Annotated in this window: 24 protein-coding genes; 18 read left to right on the top strand and 6 right to left on the bottom strand. The window is 37.6% G+C overall.

Features of this window, described 5'->3' with window-relative positions:
• Positions 1 to 185 precede the first annotated feature (185 nt).
• From ACEN3Z_RS08345 to ACEN3Z_RS08360, 4 genes are all read right to left on the bottom strand, one after another.
• Positions 186 to 317: a hypothetical protein gene (locus ACEN3Z_RS08345; protein ID WP_407090495.1), complete on the bottom strand. Its 132-nt coding sequence runs from the start codon at positions 315 to 317 to the stop codon at positions 186 to 188.
• A 63-nt stretch (positions 318 to 380) separates the two neighbouring features.
• Entirely contained in the window at positions 381 to 1028 is a 648-nt protein-coding gene (trmB, locus tag ACEN3Z_RS08350; protein WP_407090496.1) for a tRNA (guanosine(46)-N7)-methyltransferase TrmB, read from the bottom strand.
• Positions 1029 to 1042: 14 nt separating this feature from the next.
• The gene (locus ACEN3Z_RS08355; protein ID WP_407090497.1) at positions 1043 to 1831 is read right to left on the bottom strand and encodes a phosphotransferase family protein; all 789 of its coding nucleotides are present in this window, start codon (positions 1829 to 1831) and stop codon (positions 1043 to 1045) included.
• An 88-nt stretch (positions 1832 to 1919) separates the two neighbouring features.
• A complete protein-coding gene (locus ACEN3Z_RS08360; RefSeq protein WP_407090498.1) occupies positions 1920 to 2276 on the bottom strand; it encodes a hypothetical protein in 357 nt (118 codons plus the stop codon).
• 235 nt (positions 2277 to 2511) lie between these two features.
• Between ACEN3Z_RS08360 and pepA the strand changes: the two genes are divergently transcribed.
• The 18 genes from pepA (at position 2512) to ACEN3Z_RS08450 (ending at position 20574) form a co-directional block, all read left to right on the top strand.
• A complete protein-coding gene (pepA, locus tag ACEN3Z_RS08365; RefSeq protein ID WP_338490560.1) occupies positions 2512 to 3585 on the top strand; it encodes a glutamyl aminopeptidase in 1074 nt (357 codons plus the stop codon).
• 29 nt (positions 3586 to 3614) lie between these two features.
• Positions 3615 to 4244 carry a YtpR family tRNA-binding protein gene (ytpR, locus tag ACEN3Z_RS08370; protein WP_407090499.1) on the top strand — a complete coding sequence of 210 codons (630 nt, stop codon included), beginning with the start codon at positions 3615 to 3617 and terminating at the stop codon, positions 4242 to 4244.
• Positions 4245 to 4282: 38 nt separating this feature from the next.
• Entirely contained in the window at positions 4283 to 4891 is a 609-nt protein-coding gene (locus ACEN3Z_RS08375; protein WP_407090500.1) for a hypothetical protein, read from the top strand.
• 21 nt (positions 4892 to 4912) lie between these two features.
• Positions 4913 to 6247: a UDP-N-acetylmuramate--L-alanine ligase gene (gene murC / locus ACEN3Z_RS08380; protein ID WP_407090516.1), complete on the top strand. Its 1335-nt coding sequence runs from the start codon at positions 4913 to 4915 to the stop codon at positions 6245 to 6247.
• A 78-nt stretch (positions 6248 to 6325) separates the two neighbouring features.
• Positions 6326 to 8989, top strand: coding sequence for a DNA polymerase I (gene polA / locus ACEN3Z_RS08385; protein WP_407090501.1), 2664 nt, complete (start codon positions 6326 to 6328; stop codon positions 8987 to 8989).
• Positions 8990 to 9259: 270 nt separating this feature from the next.
• On the top strand, positions 9260 to 10144 hold the full coding sequence (locus tag ACEN3Z_RS08390) for a glycine betaine ABC transporter substrate-binding protein (protein WP_407090502.1): 885 nt from the start codon (positions 9260 to 9262) through the stop codon (positions 10142 to 10144).
• Between the two features lie 142 nt (positions 10145 to 10286).
• Positions 10287 to 10922 carry an ABC transporter permease gene (locus tag ACEN3Z_RS08395; protein WP_407090503.1) on the top strand — a complete coding sequence of 212 codons (636 nt, stop codon included), beginning with the start codon at positions 10287 to 10289 and terminating at the stop codon, positions 10920 to 10922.
• On the top strand, positions 10915 to 11682 hold the full coding sequence (locus ACEN3Z_RS08400) for an ABC transporter ATP-binding protein (RefSeq protein WP_407090504.1): 768 nt from the start codon (positions 10915 to 10917) through the stop codon (positions 11680 to 11682). The genes ACEN3Z_RS08395 and ACEN3Z_RS08400 overlap by 8 nt, the downstream gene beginning before the upstream one ends.
• Positions 11679 to 12311: an ABC transporter permease gene (locus tag ACEN3Z_RS08405; protein ID WP_407090505.1), complete on the top strand. Its 633-nt coding sequence runs from the start codon at positions 11679 to 11681 to the stop codon at positions 12309 to 12311. Before ACEN3Z_RS08400 ends, ACEN3Z_RS08405 begins: the two co-directional genes overlap by 4 nt.
• A 138-nt stretch (positions 12312 to 12449) precedes the next feature.
• Positions 12450 to 13286 carry a DNA-formamidopyrimidine glycosylase gene (gene mutM, locus ACEN3Z_RS08410; protein ID WP_407090506.1) on the top strand — a complete coding sequence of 279 codons (837 nt, stop codon included), beginning with the start codon at positions 12450 to 12452 and terminating at the stop codon, positions 13284 to 13286.
• 14 nt (positions 13287 to 13300) lie between these two features.
• Positions 13301 to 13897: a dephospho-CoA kinase gene (gene coaE, locus ACEN3Z_RS08415; RefSeq protein ID WP_407090507.1), complete on the top strand. Its 597-nt coding sequence runs from the start codon at positions 13301 to 13303 to the stop codon at positions 13895 to 13897.
• 21 nt (positions 13898 to 13918) lie between these two features.
• Positions 13919 to 14419: a transcriptional regulator NrdR gene (nrdR, locus tag ACEN3Z_RS08420; RefSeq protein ID WP_138404665.1), complete on the top strand. Its 501-nt coding sequence runs from the start codon at positions 13919 to 13921 to the stop codon at positions 14417 to 14419.
• Positions 14403 to 15854, top strand: coding sequence for a hypothetical protein (locus tag ACEN3Z_RS08425; RefSeq protein ID WP_407090508.1), 1452 nt, complete (start codon positions 14403 to 14405; stop codon positions 15852 to 15854). Before nrdR ends, ACEN3Z_RS08425 begins: the two co-directional genes overlap by 17 nt.
• Positions 15854 to 16783: a primosomal protein DnaI gene (dnaI, locus tag ACEN3Z_RS08430; RefSeq protein ID WP_407090509.1), complete on the top strand. Its 930-nt coding sequence runs from the start codon at positions 15854 to 15856 to the stop codon at positions 16781 to 16783. The genes ACEN3Z_RS08425 and dnaI overlap by 1 nt, the downstream gene beginning before the upstream one ends.
• 11 nt (positions 16784 to 16794) lie before the next feature.
• Positions 16795 to 16998: a hypothetical protein gene (locus ACEN3Z_RS08435; RefSeq protein WP_407090510.1), complete on the top strand. Its 204-nt coding sequence runs from the start codon at positions 16795 to 16797 to the stop codon at positions 16996 to 16998.
• Positions 16999 to 17382: 384 nt separating this feature from the next.
• A complete protein-coding gene (gene thrS, locus ACEN3Z_RS08440) occupies positions 17383 to 19329 on the top strand; it encodes a threonine--tRNA ligase (protein ID WP_407090511.1) in 1947 nt (648 codons plus the stop codon).
• 181 nt (positions 19330 to 19510) lie between these two features.
• The gene (locus ACEN3Z_RS08445) at positions 19511 to 19873 is read left to right on the top strand and encodes a DUF488 domain-containing protein (protein ID WP_407090512.1); all 363 of its coding nucleotides are present in this window, start codon (positions 19511 to 19513) and stop codon (positions 19871 to 19873) included.
• A gap of 92 nt (positions 19874 to 19965) precedes the next feature.
• Positions 19966 to 20574, top strand: a complete 609-nt coding sequence (locus ACEN3Z_RS08450) for a hypothetical protein (protein ID WP_407090513.1) — start codon at positions 19966 to 19968, stop codon at positions 20572 to 20574.
• Between the two features lie 41 nt (positions 20575 to 20615).
• Here the strand turns inward: ACEN3Z_RS08450 and ACEN3Z_RS08455 are convergent, their stop codons facing one another.
• The gene (locus tag ACEN3Z_RS08455; RefSeq protein WP_407090514.1) at positions 20616 to 21395 is read right to left on the bottom strand and encodes an ABC transporter permease; all 780 of its coding nucleotides are present in this window, start codon (positions 21393 to 21395) and stop codon (positions 20616 to 20618) included.
• Positions 21382 to 22059, bottom strand: coding sequence for an ATP-binding cassette domain-containing protein (locus ACEN3Z_RS08460; protein ID WP_407090515.1), 678 nt, complete (start codon positions 22057 to 22059; stop codon positions 21382 to 21384). Before ACEN3Z_RS08460 ends, ACEN3Z_RS08455 begins: the two co-directional genes overlap by 14 nt.
• Between the last annotated feature and the right edge of the window lie 207 nt (positions 22060 to 22266).

The following is a 22266-nucleotide window of genomic DNA, read 5'->3' on the forward strand; positions in this document are numbered from 1 at the left end:
TTCGATATTAATTGATTTCCACGAAAATTGGGAAAATAACGCTCGGACATTCTTACAAGTGTAATGTGCATGATGACCAGATGATATAACTACATTGAGACTTTTACACAAGATTATGGACTTGACATCCCATTCGTCTCAAGTTGCCTCAACTCAAGCCAAACCACCATCCCATTCGTCTCAATTTACTTCAACTCAAGCCAAACCACCATCCTATTTGTCTCAAGTTGCTTCAACTCAAGCCAAACGACAATCCCATTCGTCTCAAGTAACCTCAACTCAAGCCACACCGCAACCTCATTTGTCTTGAGTTCCATCCCCACAATAAATAATCGCTAAAAAAACCTAACCAAACAAAATTTGGTTAGGCTTTTTCGCTTTTACTTATTACTGCGAAAAACAGCTTCTAGGCGATAAATGCGATTACCTCTAGATGAGAATTTTTCTTCATATTCTGTCATGACGTTACCTTCGAAATCTGACTTGTGTAAATCAAGCCAAACTTGCTTAAAGTACATACCATATTCAGACATACTTTCAAGCGAGTGTTCAAATAGACCTTGGTTATCCGTCTTGAAATGAACTTCTCCGTTTTCTGGTAAGATGCCTTCATATTGTTTTAAAAATATTGGTGAAGTGAGACGTCTTTTAGCGTGACGTGTTTTTGGCCATGGATCACTGAAGTTTAAGTAAAGTAAGCTGATTTCAGCAGGTGCGAAATACTCGCTTAAATCACTGCCGTCCCCATGTAAGATTTGAACATTAGGTAGAGCTTCTTCAATTTGTTTTTCCAAGATTGATACAATCACACTTGTTTGGATTTCAACGGCGATATAATTTATTTCTGGATGGGCTTTTGCCATATTGATAATGAATTGTCCTTTTCCGGATCCAACTTCAATATGGATAGGTTGCTCTTTTTCAAAGCGAGACTGCCACTTACCTTTGTACTCAGCTGGGTCAGCTGGTACGTATTGCGGATATTCATTTAATTTGTCTTGTGCCCAAGGTTTGTTACGTAAACGCATAATTTAATTGCTCCTTAATTGGTTGAATCTTCATAGATAGTTTTAAGTAAAATAATGTATTCATTGGTTTTGTGTTGACGGCCTTCAAGATAATATTGCTTAATTAAATAAAGGCAATTCATCATACTATACCAACGAACGCGTTTGTAGAAAGAATTGTTAATAGGGTAGTTATATAACTCAAACCAAGCCATCCATTCACTGGGGGAAAAATAATGTACAAGTAACATTGTAATATCACTTAAAGGATCAGCTACTTTAACACTTTCCCAATCAACGAGATAGAGATGGTCATCATGGCTCTTCAAAAAGTTATTATGATTTAAATCTCCGTGGCATACTGTCCGGCGCACATCATAAAAATCATTATCAATGGCATCTTCCATATGTCGAATGACTTCGTTTAAGAAATGATTCGAAGCAAGCGTAGGTGACAAATCCACAAAATATTGATTAATAAAATCCAAAGGATAAAAATTACGCTCGCCCATTCGTTTGAGCATGAGTAATAAATTATCTGAGCCATGTATTTGACGGATTAATTCAATGACTTCTTTTGAACCCATATCTTCTTTCTTTAATAGACGTCCATCTTTCCATTCCTGGGCAGTAAATGTATCACCGGAGAAAGTTCTTTGCGTCCACATTAATTTGGGGGCAATGCCTTCAGCAGATAATGCTGCGATAAATGGAGAAGTATTTCGTTTAAAGAATACTTTCTCGTCTGATTTTACGCCCATATAAGCATCACCAGATGCACCTGCAATTGGGTGAAGTTCCCAATCGCCTTGTTGGTCATACATAGATTTTTCTGCCTCCCCCCAAAAACTAACTTAAAAAAATCACAATATCAAATATTTTACCATGATAAGAATTTGGGTCAATCTTTTTTTAGTTATTTTGATTAATTAAATAATAATCGATAAGTTCACCCGTATAAATATCACTTGCGAATTGATATTGTAAACGACCTTCAGCATTCTCAACAGTTACGCCACCAATGTAAACAAGGGGCTTGTCTTCAAATAAATCATATTCAATTGAATCGTAGTCGATCCATGAGCCAACGACGTTTCCATTTTGTCCGAGGCGGTTTTTTGCAGTTTCTAAGACAAGGCCTGCTTTTTTAGGACGGTTTTCTTTAATTAGTAAGGTCGTTGCTGCTCCGATGAGGACACCGGTTGCTAAAAGTAGTCCACCTAAGAGACCGTTATTATCATAATTGTAGTTTTGGTTATTTTCACTCATGTACTTTCACTCCTAATTTTAGATTCTTAAACTAGTTTAACACGTTGTCTGTTTCATGGCTAAAGAAAACCTTGGAAACCATTATATAAAATGTGTATAATGACTGGTTTGATGAGAGAATTTTCAGTGTAATAATAACTACTTATAAATTGCAATTTGACGCGATTTATGCAACAATTAGAGGGATTGTTTACAGATAAATTATATTAGAAGGAGGCAGTTTAACTGCATGACTATTAATGATAATCAATTTAAACGAATTAAAGAATTAACTGAATTACAAGGGATTTCCGGTAATGAGGGCGAAGTAAGAGCTTACCTCAAAGAGAAATTAACACCACTTGTTGACGAAGTTGAGATAAGTGGCTTAGGAAATATCTTTGGAATTAAAAAATCATCAACAGAAGATGCACCTAAATTAATGGTTGCAGCTCATATGGATGAAGTTGGTTTCATGGTAAGCCAAATTAACGATAACGGAACATTCAAAGTGACACCGATCGGTGGCTGGAATGTGTACGCTGTATCGGCACAACGTTTTACTTTACAAACAAAACAAGGAAACTATCCTTGTGTCTCAAGTGCAGTGGCTCCTCACTTATTACGCGGAAGCAAAGCACAATCATTAAAACCATCAGATATTTTATTTGATGCTGGTTTTACTTCCAAAGAAGAAGCGATGTCTTATGGCGTACGTCCAGGCGATAGCTTAGTCCCTGATGTAGAGACAATTCGTACAGCGAATAACGAATCAATCATTAGTAAAGCTTGGGATAACCGTTACGGGAGTGCTGTAATCTTAGATACATTAGAAAAAATCCAAGGTCAATCACTTAATTCAGAATTAATTATGGGCGCATCTGTTCAAGAGGAAGTGGGCTTACGTGGTATTCGTGGAGCAGTTCACCGTTATCAACCAGATTTATTCTTAGCGGTTGATTGCTCACCAGCTGCTGATGCTGAAGGTAAGAAAGATGTTCAAGGTCGCTTAGGCGAAGGCTTCTTACTACGCGTTCAAGATCCAGGAATGATTACTCACAAAGGTTTACGTGAATATTTATTAGATACGGCAGAGACAAACAATATTCCGTATCAATATTTCTTCTCAAAAGGTGGAACAGACGCAGGTGCTGCTCACACGATGAATGATGGTGTCATCAGTGGAGTTATTGGTGTGCCAGCGAGATATATTCATGGTCATCAATCACTCTTTAGAATTTCTGACTATGAAGCTGCACAAGCAATGTTAGAAGCTGTAGTCACAACATTTGATCGTACGACTTACGAAACGTTAGTTCAAAATACTTAATATCGGCTGAAAGAAAGGATATAATAATTATGTGGATTGCATTTTACAATGAACAAGGTGTTGGAGATGTCTTAATGTTAACTCGCGGGAAAGCAGACGAGAATCATTTATCAACAGAATCAAATAATGGTGTAACAATCGTGAGAGATAGTACTCAAGATAACGAAGTTATGTCAATTAATTTATTTAATATTTCTGAAACATTTAAACCAAATGGTCATGGGAATGTTGATTTAACTGAAGAGCAAGTGTCTCAAGTTAATGACAAGATTAAAGAAGCGGGATTTGACATTGAAGTAGAGGTTGACTCAAAACCTAAATTCGTAGTAGGATACGTTGAATCATGTAAAAAACACGAGGATAGCGACCATTTATCAGTGACACAAACAAATGTCGGCGGAGAAGTTTTACAAATTGTTTGTGGAGCAGATAATATTGCTGAAGATATGAATGTCCTCGTGGCTCGCCCAGGCGCTACAATGCCTAATGGTATGATTATTTGGCCAGGTGAATTACGTGGTGTTGAGAGTTCTGGTATGATTTGTTCAACCCGTGAATTAGGTTTATCTGATATCGAAGATTTACCAGGTATTTGGGAGTTGAAAGATTCTTTTGAGCCAGGAATGAGCCTTGAAGAAGTTGTCGCTTCATACAAGTAATAAAAGTTGATTAAACTAGTAGTCAAGGATGTGTAATAATGAAAAAATACGAAGGACCCGCATTTAACAACCGAAGTGGTCAGTCAGATAAAAGACGCTTCGCTCATCCAACTCAAGGAATGGATTCTGGTAAATCTAAGTTTGAACCAGCCTATCTGAATCAACAAAAGAAAAAGCAACAACCCAAAGATAATCAGCTGGTTGAAGCGAAAGAAACAAAAGAGGACTCACTTCGTGAACCAAAACAGACAACTCAACAAAGTGGACTGGAACATTATGAGATTCCTTTTTTGAAGAAGCAAAATAAACAGACGACATCGTTAAATACGCAACAGAGCTTAGAAGAAACTCAATTAAATGATGATGAAACATCGATGGTAGTCAGTAACTGGGATGCAACTAAACCGTCTCTGAGGTCCAATTACGAACCTTCATTTAAGAAACAAGTGGCAAATACTCATGAAGTTCAAGATGAAGAAGAACAAATTGAAGACAATTCATTTGAAGAGCGACCTTTCAAAGCGACTGAATTACCAAAACCATATAAGAAACCAAAATTAAGCAACCGACAAGTAGACGAGAATACAAGATTACTAGCTAAAAGATTGCAAAAATCTAAAAACAACTTTTTATTGTTTGAGGACTAGGAGGCAATAAAATATATGAATATGATTAATAAAGAACATAAATATCATTTTGTTGGAATAAAAGGGTCTGGAATGAGTGCTTTAGCACTGATTCTTCATGGCGAAGACTTTGAAGTTCAAGGAAGTGATGTAGGGAAATATTTCTTTACACAACAAGAATTAGAAAACCAAAATATTACGATTTTAGAATTTGATGCTGACAATATTACCGAGGATTTAACAATTATTGCTGGGAATGCATTTAATGATGATCATCCAGAATTAGTTAGAGCCAGAGAATTAGGCTTAGAAATTTATCGTTACCATGACTTTATTGGTGGTTTAATTCAGAACTATACAAGCATTGCAGTGACAGGTTCACACGGTAAGACATCAACAACTGGCTTACTATCACACACATTGAAAAACCTTGCACCGACAAGTTATTTAATTGGTGATGGAACTGGATTTGGGGATGAGACAGCGACATACTTTGCACTAGAAGCATGTGAATACCGCCGTCATTTCTTAGCTTACAAACCGGATTATACTATTGTTACTAACGTTGATTTTGATCATCCAGATTACTACCGCTCAATTGAGGATGTATTTGAAGCGATTCAAACGTTCTCTAATCAAGCGAATAAAGCAATTATTGCTTGTGGGGATGACGAATATTTATCGGAATTAAAGGCAGAGGTGCCTATTTATTACTATGGACTGACTGAAGAATCACAAGTACATGCAAAAAATATCGACCGAACTGTTGAAGGGTCTGAATTCGACGTTGTCATTGACGGGGAAGTATTCGGAAGATTTGCGATTCCAGTCTTTGGTGAGCACAATATCTTAAATGCTTTATCAGTCATTACAGTGCTTTATTTAGAAGGCTTTAGAGCAGAAGATATTAAAGAACATATCGCAACTTTTGCTGGCGTGAAACGTCGTTTCTCAGCACGTCAAATTCAAGATTTAACAATCATTGATGACTATGCACATCATCCATCTGAGATCGCTGCAACCATTGATGCAGCAAAACAACGCTACCCAAATCGTGAAATTGTCGCAATCTTCCAACCCCATACGTTCTCTAGAACGGTGGCGATGTTGAATGAGTTTGCAGAGTCGCTTTCTTTAGCGGATAAAGTGTATCTTGTAGAGATATTTAACTCAGCGCGTGAAGCGAACGGGGAAGTAACCATTGAAGACCTTGCGAAATTAATCCATCAAAATGTTGAAATCATCTCAACGGATCACTTATCACCATTAATGGGTTATAAAGATGCAGTATTCCTGTTCATGGGCGCAGGAGACATTGATGAACTTTCTCGTCAATTTGAGAAAGCATATGCTAACTTAAGCCCGAACCGATTATAGAATAGAAACAACAAGCGGCCAACGAGTTAGAATTCGTTGGCTGTTTGTGCTTAATAATTAAAGATGGAGGAATATTCAATGAGTCAACGTAAAATTATGTTAATTGACGGAAGTAGTCTTGCCTTTCGAGCTTTTTATTCAATCTTAGATTTAGACCGTTTTAAGAACAAATCAGGTCTACACACGAATGCACTTTATAGTTTTCATCGAATGTTAGACAGTGTCATGGAACAATTTCAACCGACACACATATTAGTCGCATTTGACAAAAGTGAAGTGACATTCAGAACGGATATGTTTAAAGAGTATAAAGGCGGGCGACAAAAAACGCCAAGTGAATTCAAAGAACAAATGCCTTATCTTAAAGTCTTATTAGATGCATACGGAATGAAACACTATGATATCTTGCATTATGAAGCGGATGATGTGATTGGAACACTATCGCATCAAGCAGATTCGCATGATGAAGTTATTGTTATTTCTGGAGATAAAGACTTAATTCAACTCGCCACAGACAACGTCACGGTGTATATTACCCGCAAAGGTGTGAGCCAATTAGAAGCTTATACGCCAGAGACAGTGATGGAAACATACGGAGTGACGCCAAAGCAGTTTATTGAGTTAAAAGGTCTAATGGGAGACCCATCGGATAATTACCCAGGTGTCACACGCATCGGTGAGAAGACGGCCATTAAATTAATCAAAGAATATCATTCTGTCGAAGAATTGTATGAGCGTCTTGATGAGTTAAAACCATCTAAGATGAAAGAAAACTTAACCAATGAAAAAGAAGAAGCGTTCATGAGTAGAGAATTAGCTGAAATCTTATTGGAAGCGCCAATTGAAATCGGGATTGACGACATCACTTATGAAGGGAAGAATATTGAAGAGCTCGTTGAATTTTACCGTCAAATGGAATTTAATAGTTTCTTGACTGAACTTCAAGCGACGTCAGATGTCGATATCACAGCGATTGAATCGGACGAACCACAACTTGAATACGACGTACAGTTTGTAGATGCAATCACAGAAGATATTTTACCTAAACAAACAGCAGTATACTTTGAAACTATTGGGGACAATTATCATTTTGATGATGTTTTATATGTTTCTTGGTATGATCAAGTTGCGAATACGGTTTATGTTGCTGAGGCATCTGTCGCTTTAAATGAAACGAATTTCAAAGCTTGGCTAGAAGATGAGTCAGTTGATAAAATTTTATTCGACTCAAAACGAGATGAAGTCTTAACAAGTCATTATGGGATTCAATTAAAAGGAATCATATTTGATACTTTAATTGCGGCTTACCTCGTTGAAGCGAATCATATGGACGAGATTGCGAATGTCGTCAGAGCGCTAGAAGTACCAGTGAATGTTGAGTTAGACGAGATGGTTTACGGAAAAGGTGCTAAGCGAAAATTAGCAGAAGACACAGAGGTAACCGTAAACCATGTCGCAAGTAAAGCCATAGCATTGGATGCGTTAGTAGAGCCATTACGTACTCGTCTAGTTGATTTAGAGATGGATGATCTATACGAAGACATCGAAGTGCCAGTGGCACGTGTTCTAGCTCGAATGGAAATTGCCGGAATTAAAGTAGACGGCGCAACATTAGAAGAGAAGAACGAAGAATTAATCGAACGATTAAAACAAATGGAAGCTCGTATTCACGAATATGCGGGTGAAGAATTTAACGTGAATTCACCAAAACAGTTAGGTGAAATTCTATTCGATAAGATGGGCTTACCAGTCATTAAAAAGACTAAAACAGGCTACAGTACAGCTGCCAACGTTCTTGAAAAACTGTTAGATAAGCATCCCATTATTCAAGAAATTCTTGATTACCGTTCTATCAGTAAACTTCAAGGAACTTACTTAGCTGGCCTACCAGGATATATTAAAGAAGATGGGAAGATCCATACGAAATTCGTCCAAACTTTAACGCAAACGGGTCGTTTAAGTAGTGCGGATCCAAACTTACAAAATATTCCGGTACGTTTAGAAGAAGGCCGTAAAATTCGTCAAGCCTTCATTCCTTCAGAAGAAGGTTGGCAATTATTTGGTGCCGACTATTCGCAAATTGAACTCCGTGTACTTGCGCATATCAGTAAAGAAGAACATATGACGAATGACTTTATTGCGGGTGAAGATATTCACTCGGCTACTGCAAGACGTGTATTCAATTTAGAATCGACGTCAGATGTTGATAGTAACTTACGTCGCCAAGCTAAAGCTGTAAACTTCGGAATTGTATATGGAATTAGTGATTACGGATTATCACAAAACTTAAATATTCCAAGACCTGAAGCAAAAGAATTCATTGAACGTTACTTTGAAATGTACCCAGGTGTTCAAAAATTTATGGCTGACATTGTTGAAAAAGCTCGAGAAGATGGCTACGTCAGCACATTATTCCATCGCCGTCGATACTTACCTGACATTAAGGCAAGTAACTTCAATATCCGTTCATTTGCAGAACGCACAGCGATGAACTCGCCAATACAAGGAACAGCAGCAGATATCTTGAAAATTGCGATGATTCGTCTACAAAAAGCCATTGACGATGAAGGACTTCAAGCAAGAATCTTACTACAAGTGCATGATGAGTTAATCTTAGAAGCACCTGCAGAGGAGATGGAACGCTTAAGTGAGCTCGTACCAGAAATTATGGAACACGCTGCAAATTTAGACGTACCTTTAGAAGTTGACTATAACCAAGGGATTAATTGGTACGAACTATAATATTGAATACTAGACTCTTACTCTTAATAGGGTGAGGGTCTTTTTTTGGTGTTTTTCCCAGTGTTAACAGGAAGAATAAAAAAAGTGTTTCTGATGTGGCGATTAACGAGAGCAATCTATAATAATTTCGCCTGAAGTTCAATCAATTGCTTGATAGCTAGGATTATCCTATAATTAAATTACTGTTTATTGAAATTGATCACAGTCTCTACGGTGAAAGTGGCGAAAATTTCAACGCCAATCACCTAATTTCATAAAAGGAGTCGAAGTATGAAAAAAGCAAAAAATATAATGATCTTACTCGTCTTAGTCAGCTTAGTTCTTGTCGGTTGTTCTTCCGGCGCTTCAGGTGACAACATAAAAATTGGATCAAAAGACTTCACTGAAAGTCTGATCGTGAGTGAAATTTACGCCTTAGCTTTAGAAGAGAATGGTTACTCAGTCGAGCGCGTACCAAGTATCGCAAGTTCAGTGATTCCACAAGCCATTGAAAATGCAGAAATTGATTTGTATCCAGAATATACTGGGACAGCCTTATTAAGTATCTTCAACTTACCGATGGATACAGATCCTGATAGTGTTGCTGAAACAATTCGTAATGCTTACGAAGAAGGTGGCGAGTTAACGACACTTGAATATGCGCCAGCGAACGATTCACAAGGTATCGCAATTACAACCGCTGCTTCTGAAGAATACGGTATTGATACAATCAGTGATTTACAAGCAAATGCTGAAAACATTCGCTTTGCGTCTCAAGGTGAGTTCGAAGAACGAGAAGACGGCTTAGAAGGACTTGAGGAAGTCTACGGTGAATTCAATTTTGAATCAATCACTGTCTATGATAATAGCTTAAAATATCAAGTCTTAAGTAGTGATGAAGCAGATGCGACACCTGCTTACACGACTGAAGGGCAATTATCGAATACTGATATGTATAAAGTGTTAGAAGATGACCAAAACTTCTGGCCACCCTATAATTTAGTGCCGATTGTTCGCCAAGATGTACTCGAAGCGAACCCTGATATTGAAACTATTATTAATGACATTAACGCAACACTAGATACACAAACCGTTGTTGCTCTGAATGCTAGCGTTGATATTGAGGGGCGAGACTATATGGAAGTTGCGGAAGAATACTATCATTCGATTCAATAAACCAAGCACACAAATTTTACGCGAGTAGAAGAAAGCTCTCTACTTGCGTATTTTTATTGGAAACAAGTATTTTGGGAAAAGTGTCTAAATCCTGTAAACTATACAGAAGATGCGACAACAAATTAGAATTGGAGGGAATTGCTTGCTTAAACAAATCATTGAATACTTTCAAACAGACGCTAGTGAGTTCACCGGATATTTGGTCCAACATATTAAACTAAGTCTAATAGCCTTAATTATTGCGATATGTATCGGCATACCCTTAGGTTATTTTAGTTACCGAAATAAGAAGGTAGGTGAGGTCTTAACAACGTCTTCGCAATTACTGCGTATTATACCGAGTCTAGCGGTGTTATTCATCTTAATACCAATCATAGGGGTGGGAGAATTACCGGCACTGATTGCGTTAACTTTTCTGGCCATTCCGCCAATTATTATGAATACGATTCTTGGCTTTAATGAAATTCCAGCGATCACTATAGAAGTGGCTCGGGGCATTGGAATGAACCAGAAACAATTACGTAACCGGATTGAAATTCCACTTGCAGCGCCTTACATTTTAAATGGAATTAAACTAGCCTTAGTTGAAATTATTGCCAGTGCAACTTTAGCAACCTATATCGGAGCCGGAGGGCTGGGAACGTTAATCTTTACTGGGCTTGGACTTTACCGAATGGATTTATTAGTCATCGGTGGGGGAACAGTGGCATTATTATCACTATTAAGTATGGCTTTAATGGATTTATTAATAGAGAAAGTGGGGGAGAACCATGGCTAAGACTAAGATAAAATTCAGAAACATCAACAAATCTTTTGGTGACAAAGAAATCATCAAAGATTTGTCATTTAATATTGAAGAAGGTCAATTCATAACGATTCTTGGCTCATCTGGGTCAGGTAAGACAACGACTTTAAAAATGGTCAACCGCTTGATCGAACCAAACAGTGGTCAAATTGAAATCAATGATAAAGAAATTAAAGAGTATGATTTAATCGAATTGCGCCGACAAATCGGCTATGTTGTTCAACAAATTGGACTTTTCCCACACATTACGATTGAAAAGAATATTGCTACCGTGCCAGAATTACTTGGCTGGGAACCAGAAAAGATTAAAGAACGCGTAACTGAACTAATGGCTTTAATTCAATTGCCGTATACCGAATATGCACACCGATATCCTAAGCAATTATCCGGTGGTCAACAACTGCGTATTGGCGTGGCACGTGCACTCGCAGCCAATCCTCAAATTATGTTGTTAGACGAGCCTTTTGGTTCTGTTGATGCGATTACCCGTAAAGAATTGCAGTCACAAATTAAAGCAATCCATGCAGAATTAGACAGTAAAACATTCCTATTCGTTACACATGACATCAATGAAGCCTTCTTACTCGGCGATCGAGTAATGATTATGGATAAAGGACGCATTGAACAATACGATACACCTCAAAATATTATAAAAAATCCAAAAGGTGCATTCGTGAATAGTTTATTAGATACGGTTCGCGAAGAAGAATCATTATGGAGTGAGTTAATATGATCGATTACTTAGTTCGATATAGTGACCGTCTTATTGATGCGACAGTAACACATCTGCAACTTGTGACCATCTCATTACTCATCGCCATTGCGATTGCTGGCGTGATTATCTACACTTTAATTCATAACCAAAGATGGTTAAAGCGACTGACTTACTTTTTCTCTGCTTTATATTCCGTTCCAAGTTATGCTTTGTTTGCGCTATTAATTCCTGTGACAGGCTTAGGCGCAGATACGGCTATGATTGTCCTCACATTGTACTGTGAATATATTTTGCTGCGGACCTTTAGTACAGGAATACAAGAAATTGACCCTATGATTGTGGAAGCAGCTATCGGGATGGGAATGACAGATAAAGAATTATTCTTTCGAATCTACCTGCCACTTTCTTCTAAGGCAATCTTTAGTGGGATTCGACTTGCCATGACTTCGAGTATCGGAATTGCGACCATAGGTGCGACAATTAATGCTGGAGGCTTGGGAACGATTCTCTTCTCAGGTTTAAGAACACAAGACATGGTTCAAATTCTTTGGGGGATGATTTTGACGGTTTTATTATGTATTGCGTGCAACTTTATCCTAAAACAGATTGAAAAATTTGCGTTAAGAAACTATGAATTGGAAGGTTAATTTGCTCATAAAAGACTGAAATTACTTAAGTACTCCCAAATGTGAAAGCATTTGGGTATTTTAATATTATTCGGTATTTTATGTCCAAAGTATATAGAAATTTTGTTATAATTATCATATGTAGAAAGAGGTGCTTGCATGCCCGAGTTACCGGAAGTTGAAGTAAATCGAAAAGGTTTAGACAAATTAGTCAAAGGTAAAAAAATTAAAAATATTAACGTCTTTTGGAAGCGGATTGTTGTTCAATTTGAAGAGAATCCAAATGTTCTTCAACCATTAATTGATGAGACCATATTATCGGTGGACAGACGAGGTAAATACTTATTATTCCGTTTCCCCGAAAGTTATTTAGTGTCTCATTTGCGGATGGAAGGGAAGTATTTTTATTTTCCTGAAGAGGAAGTACCGTTAACAAAAGACAAACATACGCATGTCATCATTGAATTTCATGACAAGAGCCAATTACATTATAATGATGTACGGAAATTTGGTAGAATGGAGTATGTTCCAAAATATTTAATTGAAGCATTCTTTGCCGAACGAAAGATTGGTCCAGAACCAACGGAAGCAGAGTTTCATTTAGAGGACTTCAAAGATCAATTAGAGAAGTCAAAGCAACCTATCAAATCGGCTTTGTTATCACAAAAGATAGTAACTGGCTTAGGAAATATTTATGTGGATGAAGTCCTATTCGAAGCGCAGATTCATCCACAAACAGCCGGATTCCAACTATCAGATAAACAAATCAATACCTTGTATCATGCTATAATTAATATAATGAGTAAGGCAGTGGAACTTGGTGGATCAACGATTCGAAGTTACCGCAATACTGTTGGAGAAGCAGGACGCTATCAGAACGAATTAAAAGTATATGGTAAGACCGGAGAGCCTTGTGTCCGGTGTCAAAGTCCCATTGAGAAAATCCGCTTAGCCCAAAGAGGGACGCACTTTTGTCCCGTTTGCCAAAGATTATAACAGGAGATAAACGCATGAAAACTATTGCTATAACAGGAAGTATCGCTACTGGTAAATCCACGGTTTCAAAGTACTTAATTCAGCAAGGGTATCCAGTGATTGATACAGATATTATTAGTCGTATTGTGGTTGAAAAGGGCACTATCGGCTTAGAGCGTCTGAAAGAAAATTTCGGTGAAGGTATTATCCAAGAAGATGGAACGTTAAACAGAAAAGCTTTAAGCAATATTGTGTTTAATGACGCAGCGAGTAAAGAGAAACTCAATCAGATTTTACATCCGATAATTTCTAAAGAATCCAAAGAGAGAATGGCGGCATATAAAGAAGAAGGTCATTCACTGATCTTTGTGGATATTCCTTTGTATTATGAAGTGGATATAGATATTCCAACGGATGCTGTCTGGCTTGTATACGTCTCCTCAGACATTCAATTAGAACGCTTAATGAAGCGGAATCTAATGAGTGAAGAAGATGCACGCCAACTTATTAGCAATCAAATATCGATTCAAGATAAGGCCAAATGGAGCGAAATCGTGATTGATAATTCAAACACACCTGAAGAGACTCATAAACAAATCGATCAACTATTAAAAGCAGAGAATAACAAGTAATTACTTAAGGAGGTATGTTCAATGCAATGTCCTAAATGTCAGGGTCAGTCATCCAAAGTGATTGACTCACGTCCGGCAGAAGAGGGTCAATCCATTCGTCGAAGAAGAGAATGTTTACAATGTGGCTTTCGTTTCAATACTCATGAGCGAATCGAGCAATCACCATTACTAGTAGTAAAACGCGATGGTACGCGTGAAGAATTTAATCGAGATAAATTAATGCGAGGCATTGTTCGAAGTGCGGAAAAACGGCCGATTGCGGTGGAGCAGATGAATGAACTTGTGAATCAAGTGGAAGAGTCCATTCGAGATGACGCTGACCAAGAGATCGAGACAAGCCGTATTGGGGAATACGTCATGCCTCTTCTTATGGAATTGGATGAGGTTGCCTACATTCGCTTTGCGAGTGTCTACCGTGAATTCCAATCGCGTGAGAGTTTCATGAAAGAATTAGAATCTATGGCAGGTAAGCATGGATCACAGATTGAGGAAGGTCAAGATCAAGATGAGCCTAACCATTAATCCGCTTCAACCCTTTGTTTTAAAAGGGCAAGCAGATATTTCAGCTAATTATCTAGAAAGTTTAACTCATTTATATCAACCAATTATCGGTCCAGAAAGTATGGGTCTATACTTAACGCTAATGTCAATGCCAACAACTGTTCACTTGGATAGTCGCAGATCATTACGTCATCAAATTTTACTACTTCACTTGAACATTGGTATTAAAGAATTGAACGAAGCACGGATAAAACTCGAGGCTGTCGGTTTAATGCGAACATATCGCGATATGAAATCAAATTCGAATCCCGTACATCAAACAATTCTCTATGATTTAAAGTTGCCCCTACTCAATCAAGCCTTTTTCCAAGATGCTTTATTAAGTACAGCTTTATTAAATCAATTGGGCGAGAAAGACTACGAAGAGTTAACAACACTTTTAACTGTAGAAGCGATTGATGAGGATCGTTATGCTGAGGAGACGTCCACCTTTCAAAAGGCGTTATATCCTATTCAAGTCAATGAAGCTGCTACAAAAGTTATTGACGAACAACCAGATAAAGTGCATAATTATGCACCTGGTTTAGAATATAGTCGTTTTATTTCTTATTTAATTTCTGAAGGAATAAACCATTCAGAATTATCTGAAGAATTGAAAAAACAGATTTATGCGATCCATGATATTTACGGCAATACAGAAAGCGAGTTAGCTAATCTAGTATACTTAGCTATGGATAAAACTACCGGAAATGTAAATTTAAATGACTTGAAGAAAATTGCTCAAAGACAAAATAAAAAAGCTGAATCGAATTGGCAATCGAATTTGCAACAAGACCAACTTGAGCCAAGGACGAAGTCGAACCGAACGTCTCGAATGTATTCGAAAGAAGAAGTAGAAGACCGCAGACAACAATTAAAAGCGCAACATCCTGAATTAGCGCCAGAAGCGGTTCAATTGGTGATTTCGTGTGAACAAATGCCGAGTAATGCATTCTTGAATAAGATGAAGCAAGCCAAAAAAACTTTCGCAACCGATTCAGAGCATTTTTATATTAGAGATTTAGCAGAAAAAACACGTTTAAGCGAACATGTTGTGAACTTTTTAATCTACTATCTTTTAGTGATTAACGACAGACCGAATATTTATAAAGGCGAATTGCAACGTGTAGCGAGTGAATGGGAACAAGAGGAATTAACGAATATCCCTAAGGCGATGCAATATGTGAAAGAACAACGCAAGAAGAAAGAAATCGAACAGAAGCAAAGAGAAAACCGTTCGAATTACAAGAAACGTGGACAATCCCAGCATCAAGAGATTATTCCATCTTGGATGAAGGATAAGGAACAGTCCGAGCAACAACAAGAGACTCCTCAAACTGCATCTCAACCGCAATATAGTGAAGATGAGATGCGTAAGCGTCTGAATGAGTTAATAGGGGAAGAAGGTGATTCATAGTGCAAAAAATTAATCAAATACTGACTCGCTTTACGAGAGATCCAAAGTTTCAAGCAGATTATAAAGCGACCGTCGATTATGTCTTAAATCATCCCGATGTCAAAGCGTTTGTGAACCAGCATGAAGAGGCCATTTCTCAAGAAATAATTGAAAATTCGCTTTCTAAATTGAATGAATTCGCACGGGAAATGGATCTATTAAGAAAAGGAGAACAAGGACAAAACCCTGGTTTTAAACCAGTTTTGTTCTTGAATTATAATTACATCGATGTGTCATATGTACCAACGAAGGCCTACTATGACAACAAAGAGAAGCAGCAACAAAGAAGTTTACTAGACAACCGAATGATGTCTGCGGATGTTAGAGAAGCAACCTTGACTGAGTATTATGCCAATACAGAGTCGCGTAAGCAACTTTTAGCCGAAGTGATCAGCTTTTTAGATGAGTACAAGAAGAACCCACATCGTGCTCAAGGCTTATACATTTCTGGGGAATTCGGTGTAGGGAAGACTTATTTACTGGGTGCGTTAGCCAATGCACTGGTGAAGTTGAATAAAAGTGTGACGATGATGCATTATCCAACTTTTACAACGGAGATTAAATCAACCTTTGTGGATAACTCAACACAACAAGTGTTAACAGATGTGAAGTCGGTCGATATCCTAATTATTGATGACATCGGAGCTGAAGCCAATACCGTTTGGGTACGTGATGAAGTATTGACGACCATTCTTGAATACCGTATGAAGGAGTCATTACCTACATTCTTCTCGTCGAACTTTAACTTAAAAGAGATCGAAAGCCACTTAGCTCACTCAAGAGATGGTGGTAACGAAACAATTAAAGCCAAGCGAATTATGGAAAGAATTCGTTTCCTAGCAAAAGAAGTCTCCCTTACAGGAGAGAACTTAAGACATATAAATAGATAAGGAGGGATGATTTGAACCGTAATCCTGAAGAAGAACTCAAACAAAAGCGACTACTCATGATTTATTTTGGAATCGCCTTAGCCATTCAAGTAATCGTCTTATTCATCTATTATTTTAGAGAAGGACAAACACAATTGGCCTTTCCAATGCTTCTGGGTATTTTTATTACAGGTGCTGGCTTGGTGACGCTTTCTCAGTTTGGTAAGCGAAAATAGGACTTGTAATTCAATAAAAGTCATGATATAAATATGATATAGCTTTTGCTGCCATTAGGAAGTGAAAAGCCCTTAAATGAATAAACGACTTTACATGAAGACAACTTTGTAAACTCAATGCTTTCAGAGAGGGATGATTTGGTGCGACATCCTACATTGCTTTATATAAGACCCCTTCATATACTTTTACTCTGAACTCGGTTTCGATATTAGGAGTAGACGCAGACGCCCGTTAAGCTTGAACGAAGTTCATAGAACACTCATTTAGTGTCTCTACGGAAAAAATTGGGTGGAACCACGTATTAAATTTCACGTCCCATTGATTGAGTATACGCTCAGTCAAGGGGATTTTTTTGTATATTTTAAAAAAAGAGGAGAATGGTCATGGACAAAATTAAATTAACGTTTCCAGATGGAAATGTAAAAGAATTTGACGCAGGTATTACAATTGCTGATGTTGCTGATTCAATTAGTAAATCACTTAAAAAAGCAGCCTTAGCAGGAAAACTAGATGGGGAAATTATTGATTACCATACACCGATTACTAAAGATGGTGCGATTGAAGTTATCACAAACAAAAGCCCTGAAGCTTTAGAATTAATGCGTCACTCATCAGCGCATCTATTAGCACATGCGTTAACTCGTTTATACCCAGGGATTCAATTTGGCGTAGGACCAGCGATTGAATCAGGATTCTACTACGATACTTATAAAGACGATCCAATCACTGAAGAAGACTTACCTAAGATTGAAAAAGAAATGAAGAAAATTATCTCAGAAAACCACGACATTGTTGGTCGCGTCGTTTCTAGAGAAGAAGCCTTAGAAATCTTCAAAGATGATACTTTCAAACAAGAATTAATTAAAGAACTTCCGGAAGATGAAGAAATTTCGGTTTACCAACAAGGTGAATTTGTTGACTTATGTCGCGGGGGACACATGCCTTCAACAGGTAAGATTAAAATGGTTAAATTATTATCACTGGCTGGTGCATACTGGAGAGGGAATTCAGATAACACTATGATGCAACGTGTTTACGGTACTGCATTCTTCAAACAAGATGAATTAGATGAATTCTTACGTGTACGTGAAGAAGCAAGAGAACGTGACCACCGTAAGTTAGGTAAAGAACTCGGTATCTTCATGATTAATCAAGAAGCAGGGCAAGGTCTCCCATTCTGGTTACCAAACGGGGCAACAATCCGTCGTACCATTGAACGTTACATTATGGATAAAGAAATTAACTTAGGTTATGAACATGTGTATACACCAATCATGGCTAAATCAGATTTATATAAAACTTCTGGTCACTGGGATCACTATAAAGATGACATGTTCCCATTAATGGATATGGGTGACGGCGAAATGCTAGCCCTACGTCCAATGAACTGTCCACATCACATGTTAATTTACAAAAACGACATCCACTCTTACCGTGAATTACCAATCCGTATTGCGGAATTAGGTATGATGCACCGTTACGAAAAATCAGGTGCCTTATCAGGATTACAACGTGTACGTGAGATGACATTGAACGACGCGCATATCTTTGTACGTCCTGACCAAATTAAAGAAGAATTCAAACGCGTACTGAAATTAATTGAAGATGTATACAACGACTTTAATATTACAGATTACCGCTTCCGCTTAAGCTACCGCGATCCAGAAGATAAAGAGAAATACTTTGATGACGATCAAATGTGGGAAAAAGCAGAAGCAATGTTAAAAGAAGCGATGGACGAATTAGGTCTAGAATACTTTGAAGCGATTGGTGAAGCAGCCTTCTACGGACCTAAATTAGACGTACAATTCAAGACGGCCATTGGTCTTGAAGAAACAATGTCTACGGTTCAATTAGACTTCTTATTACCAGAACGCTTTGAATTAACCTATGTCGGTGAAGATGGACATAATACTCACCGTCCAGTAGTTATTCACCGTGGGGTTGTATCAACAATGGAACGTTTCGTTGCTTACTTAATCGAAGAGTATAAAGGGGCATTCCCAACATGGTTAGCGCCTGTTCAAGCAGTATTATTACCTGTAAGTAATGATGCGCATGGTGACCGTATTGAAGAACTTTACCATGATTTAAGAGCGAAAGGTTACCGCGTTGAGATGGACTTACGTAACGAAAAATTAGGTTACAAGATTCGTGAAGCTCAAACGTCTAAAGTACCATACCAAATCGTTATTGGAGACCAAGAGGTGGAAGACGGCACAGTGAATATCCGTCCATACAGCTCTAAAGATTCTCAAACAATGACTTACGACGAGTTTGTTGAATACCTTGAGAAAGATATCGCATCAAAAAGTCGTGACTCTGAATAATTTAAATAGTTAATAGCAGAACAGCTCAACCGTTGTGGTTTATGACCATGATTGTTGAGCTTTTTTGCATGGAAGTGAGGGACTAAAGTGCCGACCACCATTTGCGTATCTCGTGACTTTACTTTAAGTTAGCGCTAAGCTAATTATATACAGCTTTAAACAACTTAAGGAGGATTATATTATGGCGAAAATACATATTAAAAGAGCTTATGATGATGCTAAAGACCAAGATGGTTACCGCATACTAGTGGACCGTCAATGGCCGAGAGGCATTAAGAAAGAAGACTTACATCATGATGAGTGGTTTAAAGACATGGCCCCTTCATCAGACGTACGTAAAGACTTTGATCATGAAGAGGGTAAATTCTCATGGTTCAAAGAAAAATATGAAGAAGAGTTGAACAATCATGATGAGAAAAATTCTTGGCTAGCTTTGGTCAAAGAAAAATTAGATGATGGTCCTGTAACTTTGTTATATGCAGCTAAGGATAAGGACAATAATAATGCTGTTGTATTAAAAGAATGGACAGAGGATCATCTATAAAAATACTCGATACAATCAATTTCATTTTACTTTTAACTAATAACATCGGTATAATGGAACGAAAGAGATTAAAAAATTGAGGAGGAAAATAAATGGTCTTTGAAATTGTAGTGATAGTAATATTAGTTATCTTACTCATCAACCAATTTAACTTATGGAATCGCTTTACAGTTTGGTTTAATCAACAATCTGGTAGCGAAGTGGGAGAAAATGGACGCAATTATAAGGGGTATATCTTTATCGTACTCATTGGAGCAATCTTCGCTTTCATCACAGCTTACTTTCAAACAGCTAGAGAGATTAACTTTGCAGCAACATCTTTAGCGCTTGAGCAATTAGCAATGAATAGCGAAGTGATTGCGGAATCAGCAATGAATGCCCAAACTGCTGCGTTTCAGAATGCTTTTGATTTCACGTCATTGTACTGGCAAAAATTCTTTGAAAATGCGACACTATTTATCCTATTACCAGTCTTAATTAGTTTAGGAACAGTATTCATGCAAGATGAAATGAAGAAAACAAAAGAAGAGTTAGCGCAAGTTACGATTGGTGATTCGAAAAAAGTTGAACCAGAACCTGAAATAGAAGTCGCAGAAACAACTGAACCCACAGAAGAACCTATAGTCAATGAAGACATCACTGTATTAGCTGAAGAAGAAATCAAGGAAGAAGCAGACGACGATACATCTGAATTGTCATAACAAAAAATGAGTTAGTGAGATTTTCTCACTAACTCATTTTTTTATTTATCTTTTAATCGATTTGTACGTAATTGGTTTCGGTCACTAAAGAATGAACGATACGTTAAGTAAGTCGCGATATAAGTAGAAATTGCCGCAGAGGCTAGCATCATAAACATAACCATAATTTGATAAAGAATGGCTTTAGCAGGATCAATTCCCGCAAACATCAAACCAGCCATCATCCCTGGTAAAGTCACTATTCCTACCGTCTTCGTATTATCAATCGTTGGTTGTAACCCCCGACTCATTGTTGCTTTTAGAATCGATTGGGAAGCTTGATAAGGTGTCGCACCAAGAGCCAGTTTTTCTTGAACGGCTTGTGCTTGGTCTGTAAACGTCTGTGATAGGGTAGAGAAGGCTAAACCAATCGAACTCATTGAGCCCCCGATAATCATCCCAGTAATTGGAATAAGTTGAGAGGGTGTGAATTCTAAACTACCTGAAAGTACAAGCACACTAATCGTAATCGTCGCTGTGGTTAAAATCGCAATTAAAGAATTGATAAAAGCGTTTTTCAGCCCTTTACCACGTTGTCCCGCATTCCAGCTAGCATTCAATATCATGACTAGCATCATCGCTAGTGTTACAAATGTGTTATTAACTTGGAAAATTCCTTGTAATAGGAACCCAACCACAACGAGTTGAACAATCATGCGGACAATCGCAATAATTAACTCTTTTTCAAGTTTTAATTTTTTTCGGTATGAAATGATAATCGCAATAATGACTAAAATAAATGATAAAACTAAAGAAGTTGGGGTTACATTAAGCTGGTTCATGATTATCCTCACTTTCATCGAAGCCTATCTTATCTAAGGTGATAAATCGGTCAGCTAATTGTTGTTCTTTTTTAATGTGGCTGACTATAATCACTGTCACATTGTTTTCCTTACGGTATTGATTTAACCATTCCCAGATGATTTTTCGAGTATCTGAATCTAACGCACTTGTAATTTCATCCAGTAAGAGAATATCAGGGCGGAATTGAACGTTACGAATTAAAGCCACACGTTGTTTCTCTCCACCAGATAAAGTTGTAATGTCTTTATCCAAATACGACTTCGGTAATTGAACATGTGAAAGTAAATCTTTCGCAAGCTCTTCATCAAAGTCCATATCGCGAATATCATAACTAAACTGTAAGTTATCTCGCACCGTCTCACCAAATAAGGTTGGCGATTGGAAATAATAAGAGACATTTTGACGTAATTCAATGGGGTCAATGTCCTCGGCATTCTCACCTTTGAATAGATAGTCACCTGACGTTGTTAAGGCAGGGCTTTGTAATTGCGCAAGGTATTTGAGTACGGTACTTTTACCGCTCCCAGAAGGGCCATTAATCGTAAGAATTTCGTTGGGTTGAACGTCAAATGATAAGTTACTTATGATTGTTTGCGTATTGGTTTTAATTGTTAGATTATTAATCTGTATAAGTTCTGACACGGTAATCACCTTTCTTTGAAAAACATATAACCTAATTGTAAGCATTCTAAAAGGCCAATGCAAGATATACTAATAAAAAAGGTTCTACAATAAATAGGGTTGATGACAAAAATTAAAATGTCATCAACCCTATCTTTGTGTCTTCTAAAAGACGCAGATATTCGTTATATTAAAAGTACCACCAAATAACATAAGGAGAATATCTAC

The sequence above is a fragment of the Ruoffia sp. FAM 26254 genome, assembly GCF_045528545.1.
Lineage (GTDB): Bacteria > Bacillota > Bacilli > Lactobacillales > Aerococcaceae > Ruoffia > Ruoffia halotolerans.

Coding starts and splice junctions, on each gene's coding strand:
- ACEN3Z_RS08345 (WP_407090495.1), bottom strand. CDS start 317: ATGGAACTCAAGACAAATGAGGTTGCGGTGTGGCTTGAGTTGAGGTTA.
- trmB (WP_407090496.1), bottom strand. CDS start 1,028: ATGCGTTTACGTAACAAACCTTGGGCACAAGACAAATTAAATGAATAT.
- ACEN3Z_RS08355 (WP_407090497.1), bottom strand. CDS start 1,831: ATGTATGACCAACAAGGCGATTGGGAACTTCACCCAATTGCAGGTGCA.
- ACEN3Z_RS08360 (WP_407090498.1), bottom strand. CDS start 2,276: ATGAGTGAAAATAACCAAAACTACAATTATGATAATAACGGTCTCTTA.
- ytpR (WP_407090499.1), top strand. CDS start 3,615: ATGTGGATTGCATTTTACAATGAACAAGGTGTTGGAGATGTCTTAATG.
- ACEN3Z_RS08375 (WP_407090500.1), top strand. CDS start 4,283: ATGAAAAAATACGAAGGACCCGCATTTAACAACCGAAGTGGTCAGTCA.
- murC (WP_407090516.1), top strand. CDS start 4,913: ATGATTAATAAAGAACATAAATATCATTTTGTTGGAATAAAAGGGTCT.
- polA (WP_407090501.1), top strand. CDS start 6,326: ATGAGTCAACGTAAAATTATGTTAATTGACGGAAGTAGTCTTGCCTTT.
- ACEN3Z_RS08390 (WP_407090502.1), top strand. CDS start 9,260: ATGAAAAAAGCAAAAAATATAATGATCTTACTCGTCTTAGTCAGCTTA.
- ACEN3Z_RS08400 (WP_407090504.1), top strand. CDS start 10,915: ATGGCTAAGACTAAGATAAAATTCAGAAACATCAACAAATCTTTTGGT.
- ACEN3Z_RS08405 (WP_407090505.1), top strand. CDS start 11,679: ATGATCGATTACTTAGTTCGATATAGTGACCGTCTTATTGATGCGACA.
- mutM (WP_407090506.1), top strand. CDS start 12,450: ATGCCCGAGTTACCGGAAGTTGAAGTAAATCGAAAAGGTTTAGACAAA.
- coaE (WP_407090507.1), top strand. CDS start 13,301: ATGAAAACTATTGCTATAACAGGAAGTATCGCTACTGGTAAATCCACG.
- nrdR (WP_138404665.1), top strand. CDS start 13,919: ATGCAATGTCCTAAATGTCAGGGTCAGTCATCCAAAGTGATTGACTCA.
- ACEN3Z_RS08425 (WP_407090508.1), top strand. CDS start 14,403: ATGAGCCTAACCATTAATCCGCTTCAACCCTTTGTTTTAAAAGGGCAA.
- thrS (WP_407090511.1), top strand. CDS start 17,383: ATGGACAAAATTAAATTAACGTTTCCAGATGGAAATGTAAAAGAATTT.
- ACEN3Z_RS08445 (WP_407090512.1), top strand. CDS start 19,511: ATGGCGAAAATACATATTAAAAGAGCTTATGATGATGCTAAAGACCAA.
- ACEN3Z_RS08450 (WP_407090513.1), top strand. CDS start 19,966: ATGGTCTTTGAAATTGTAGTGATAGTAATATTAGTTATCTTACTCATC.
- ACEN3Z_RS08455 (WP_407090514.1), bottom strand. CDS start 21,395: ATGAACCAGCTTAATGTAACCCCAACTTCTTTAGTTTTATCATTTATT.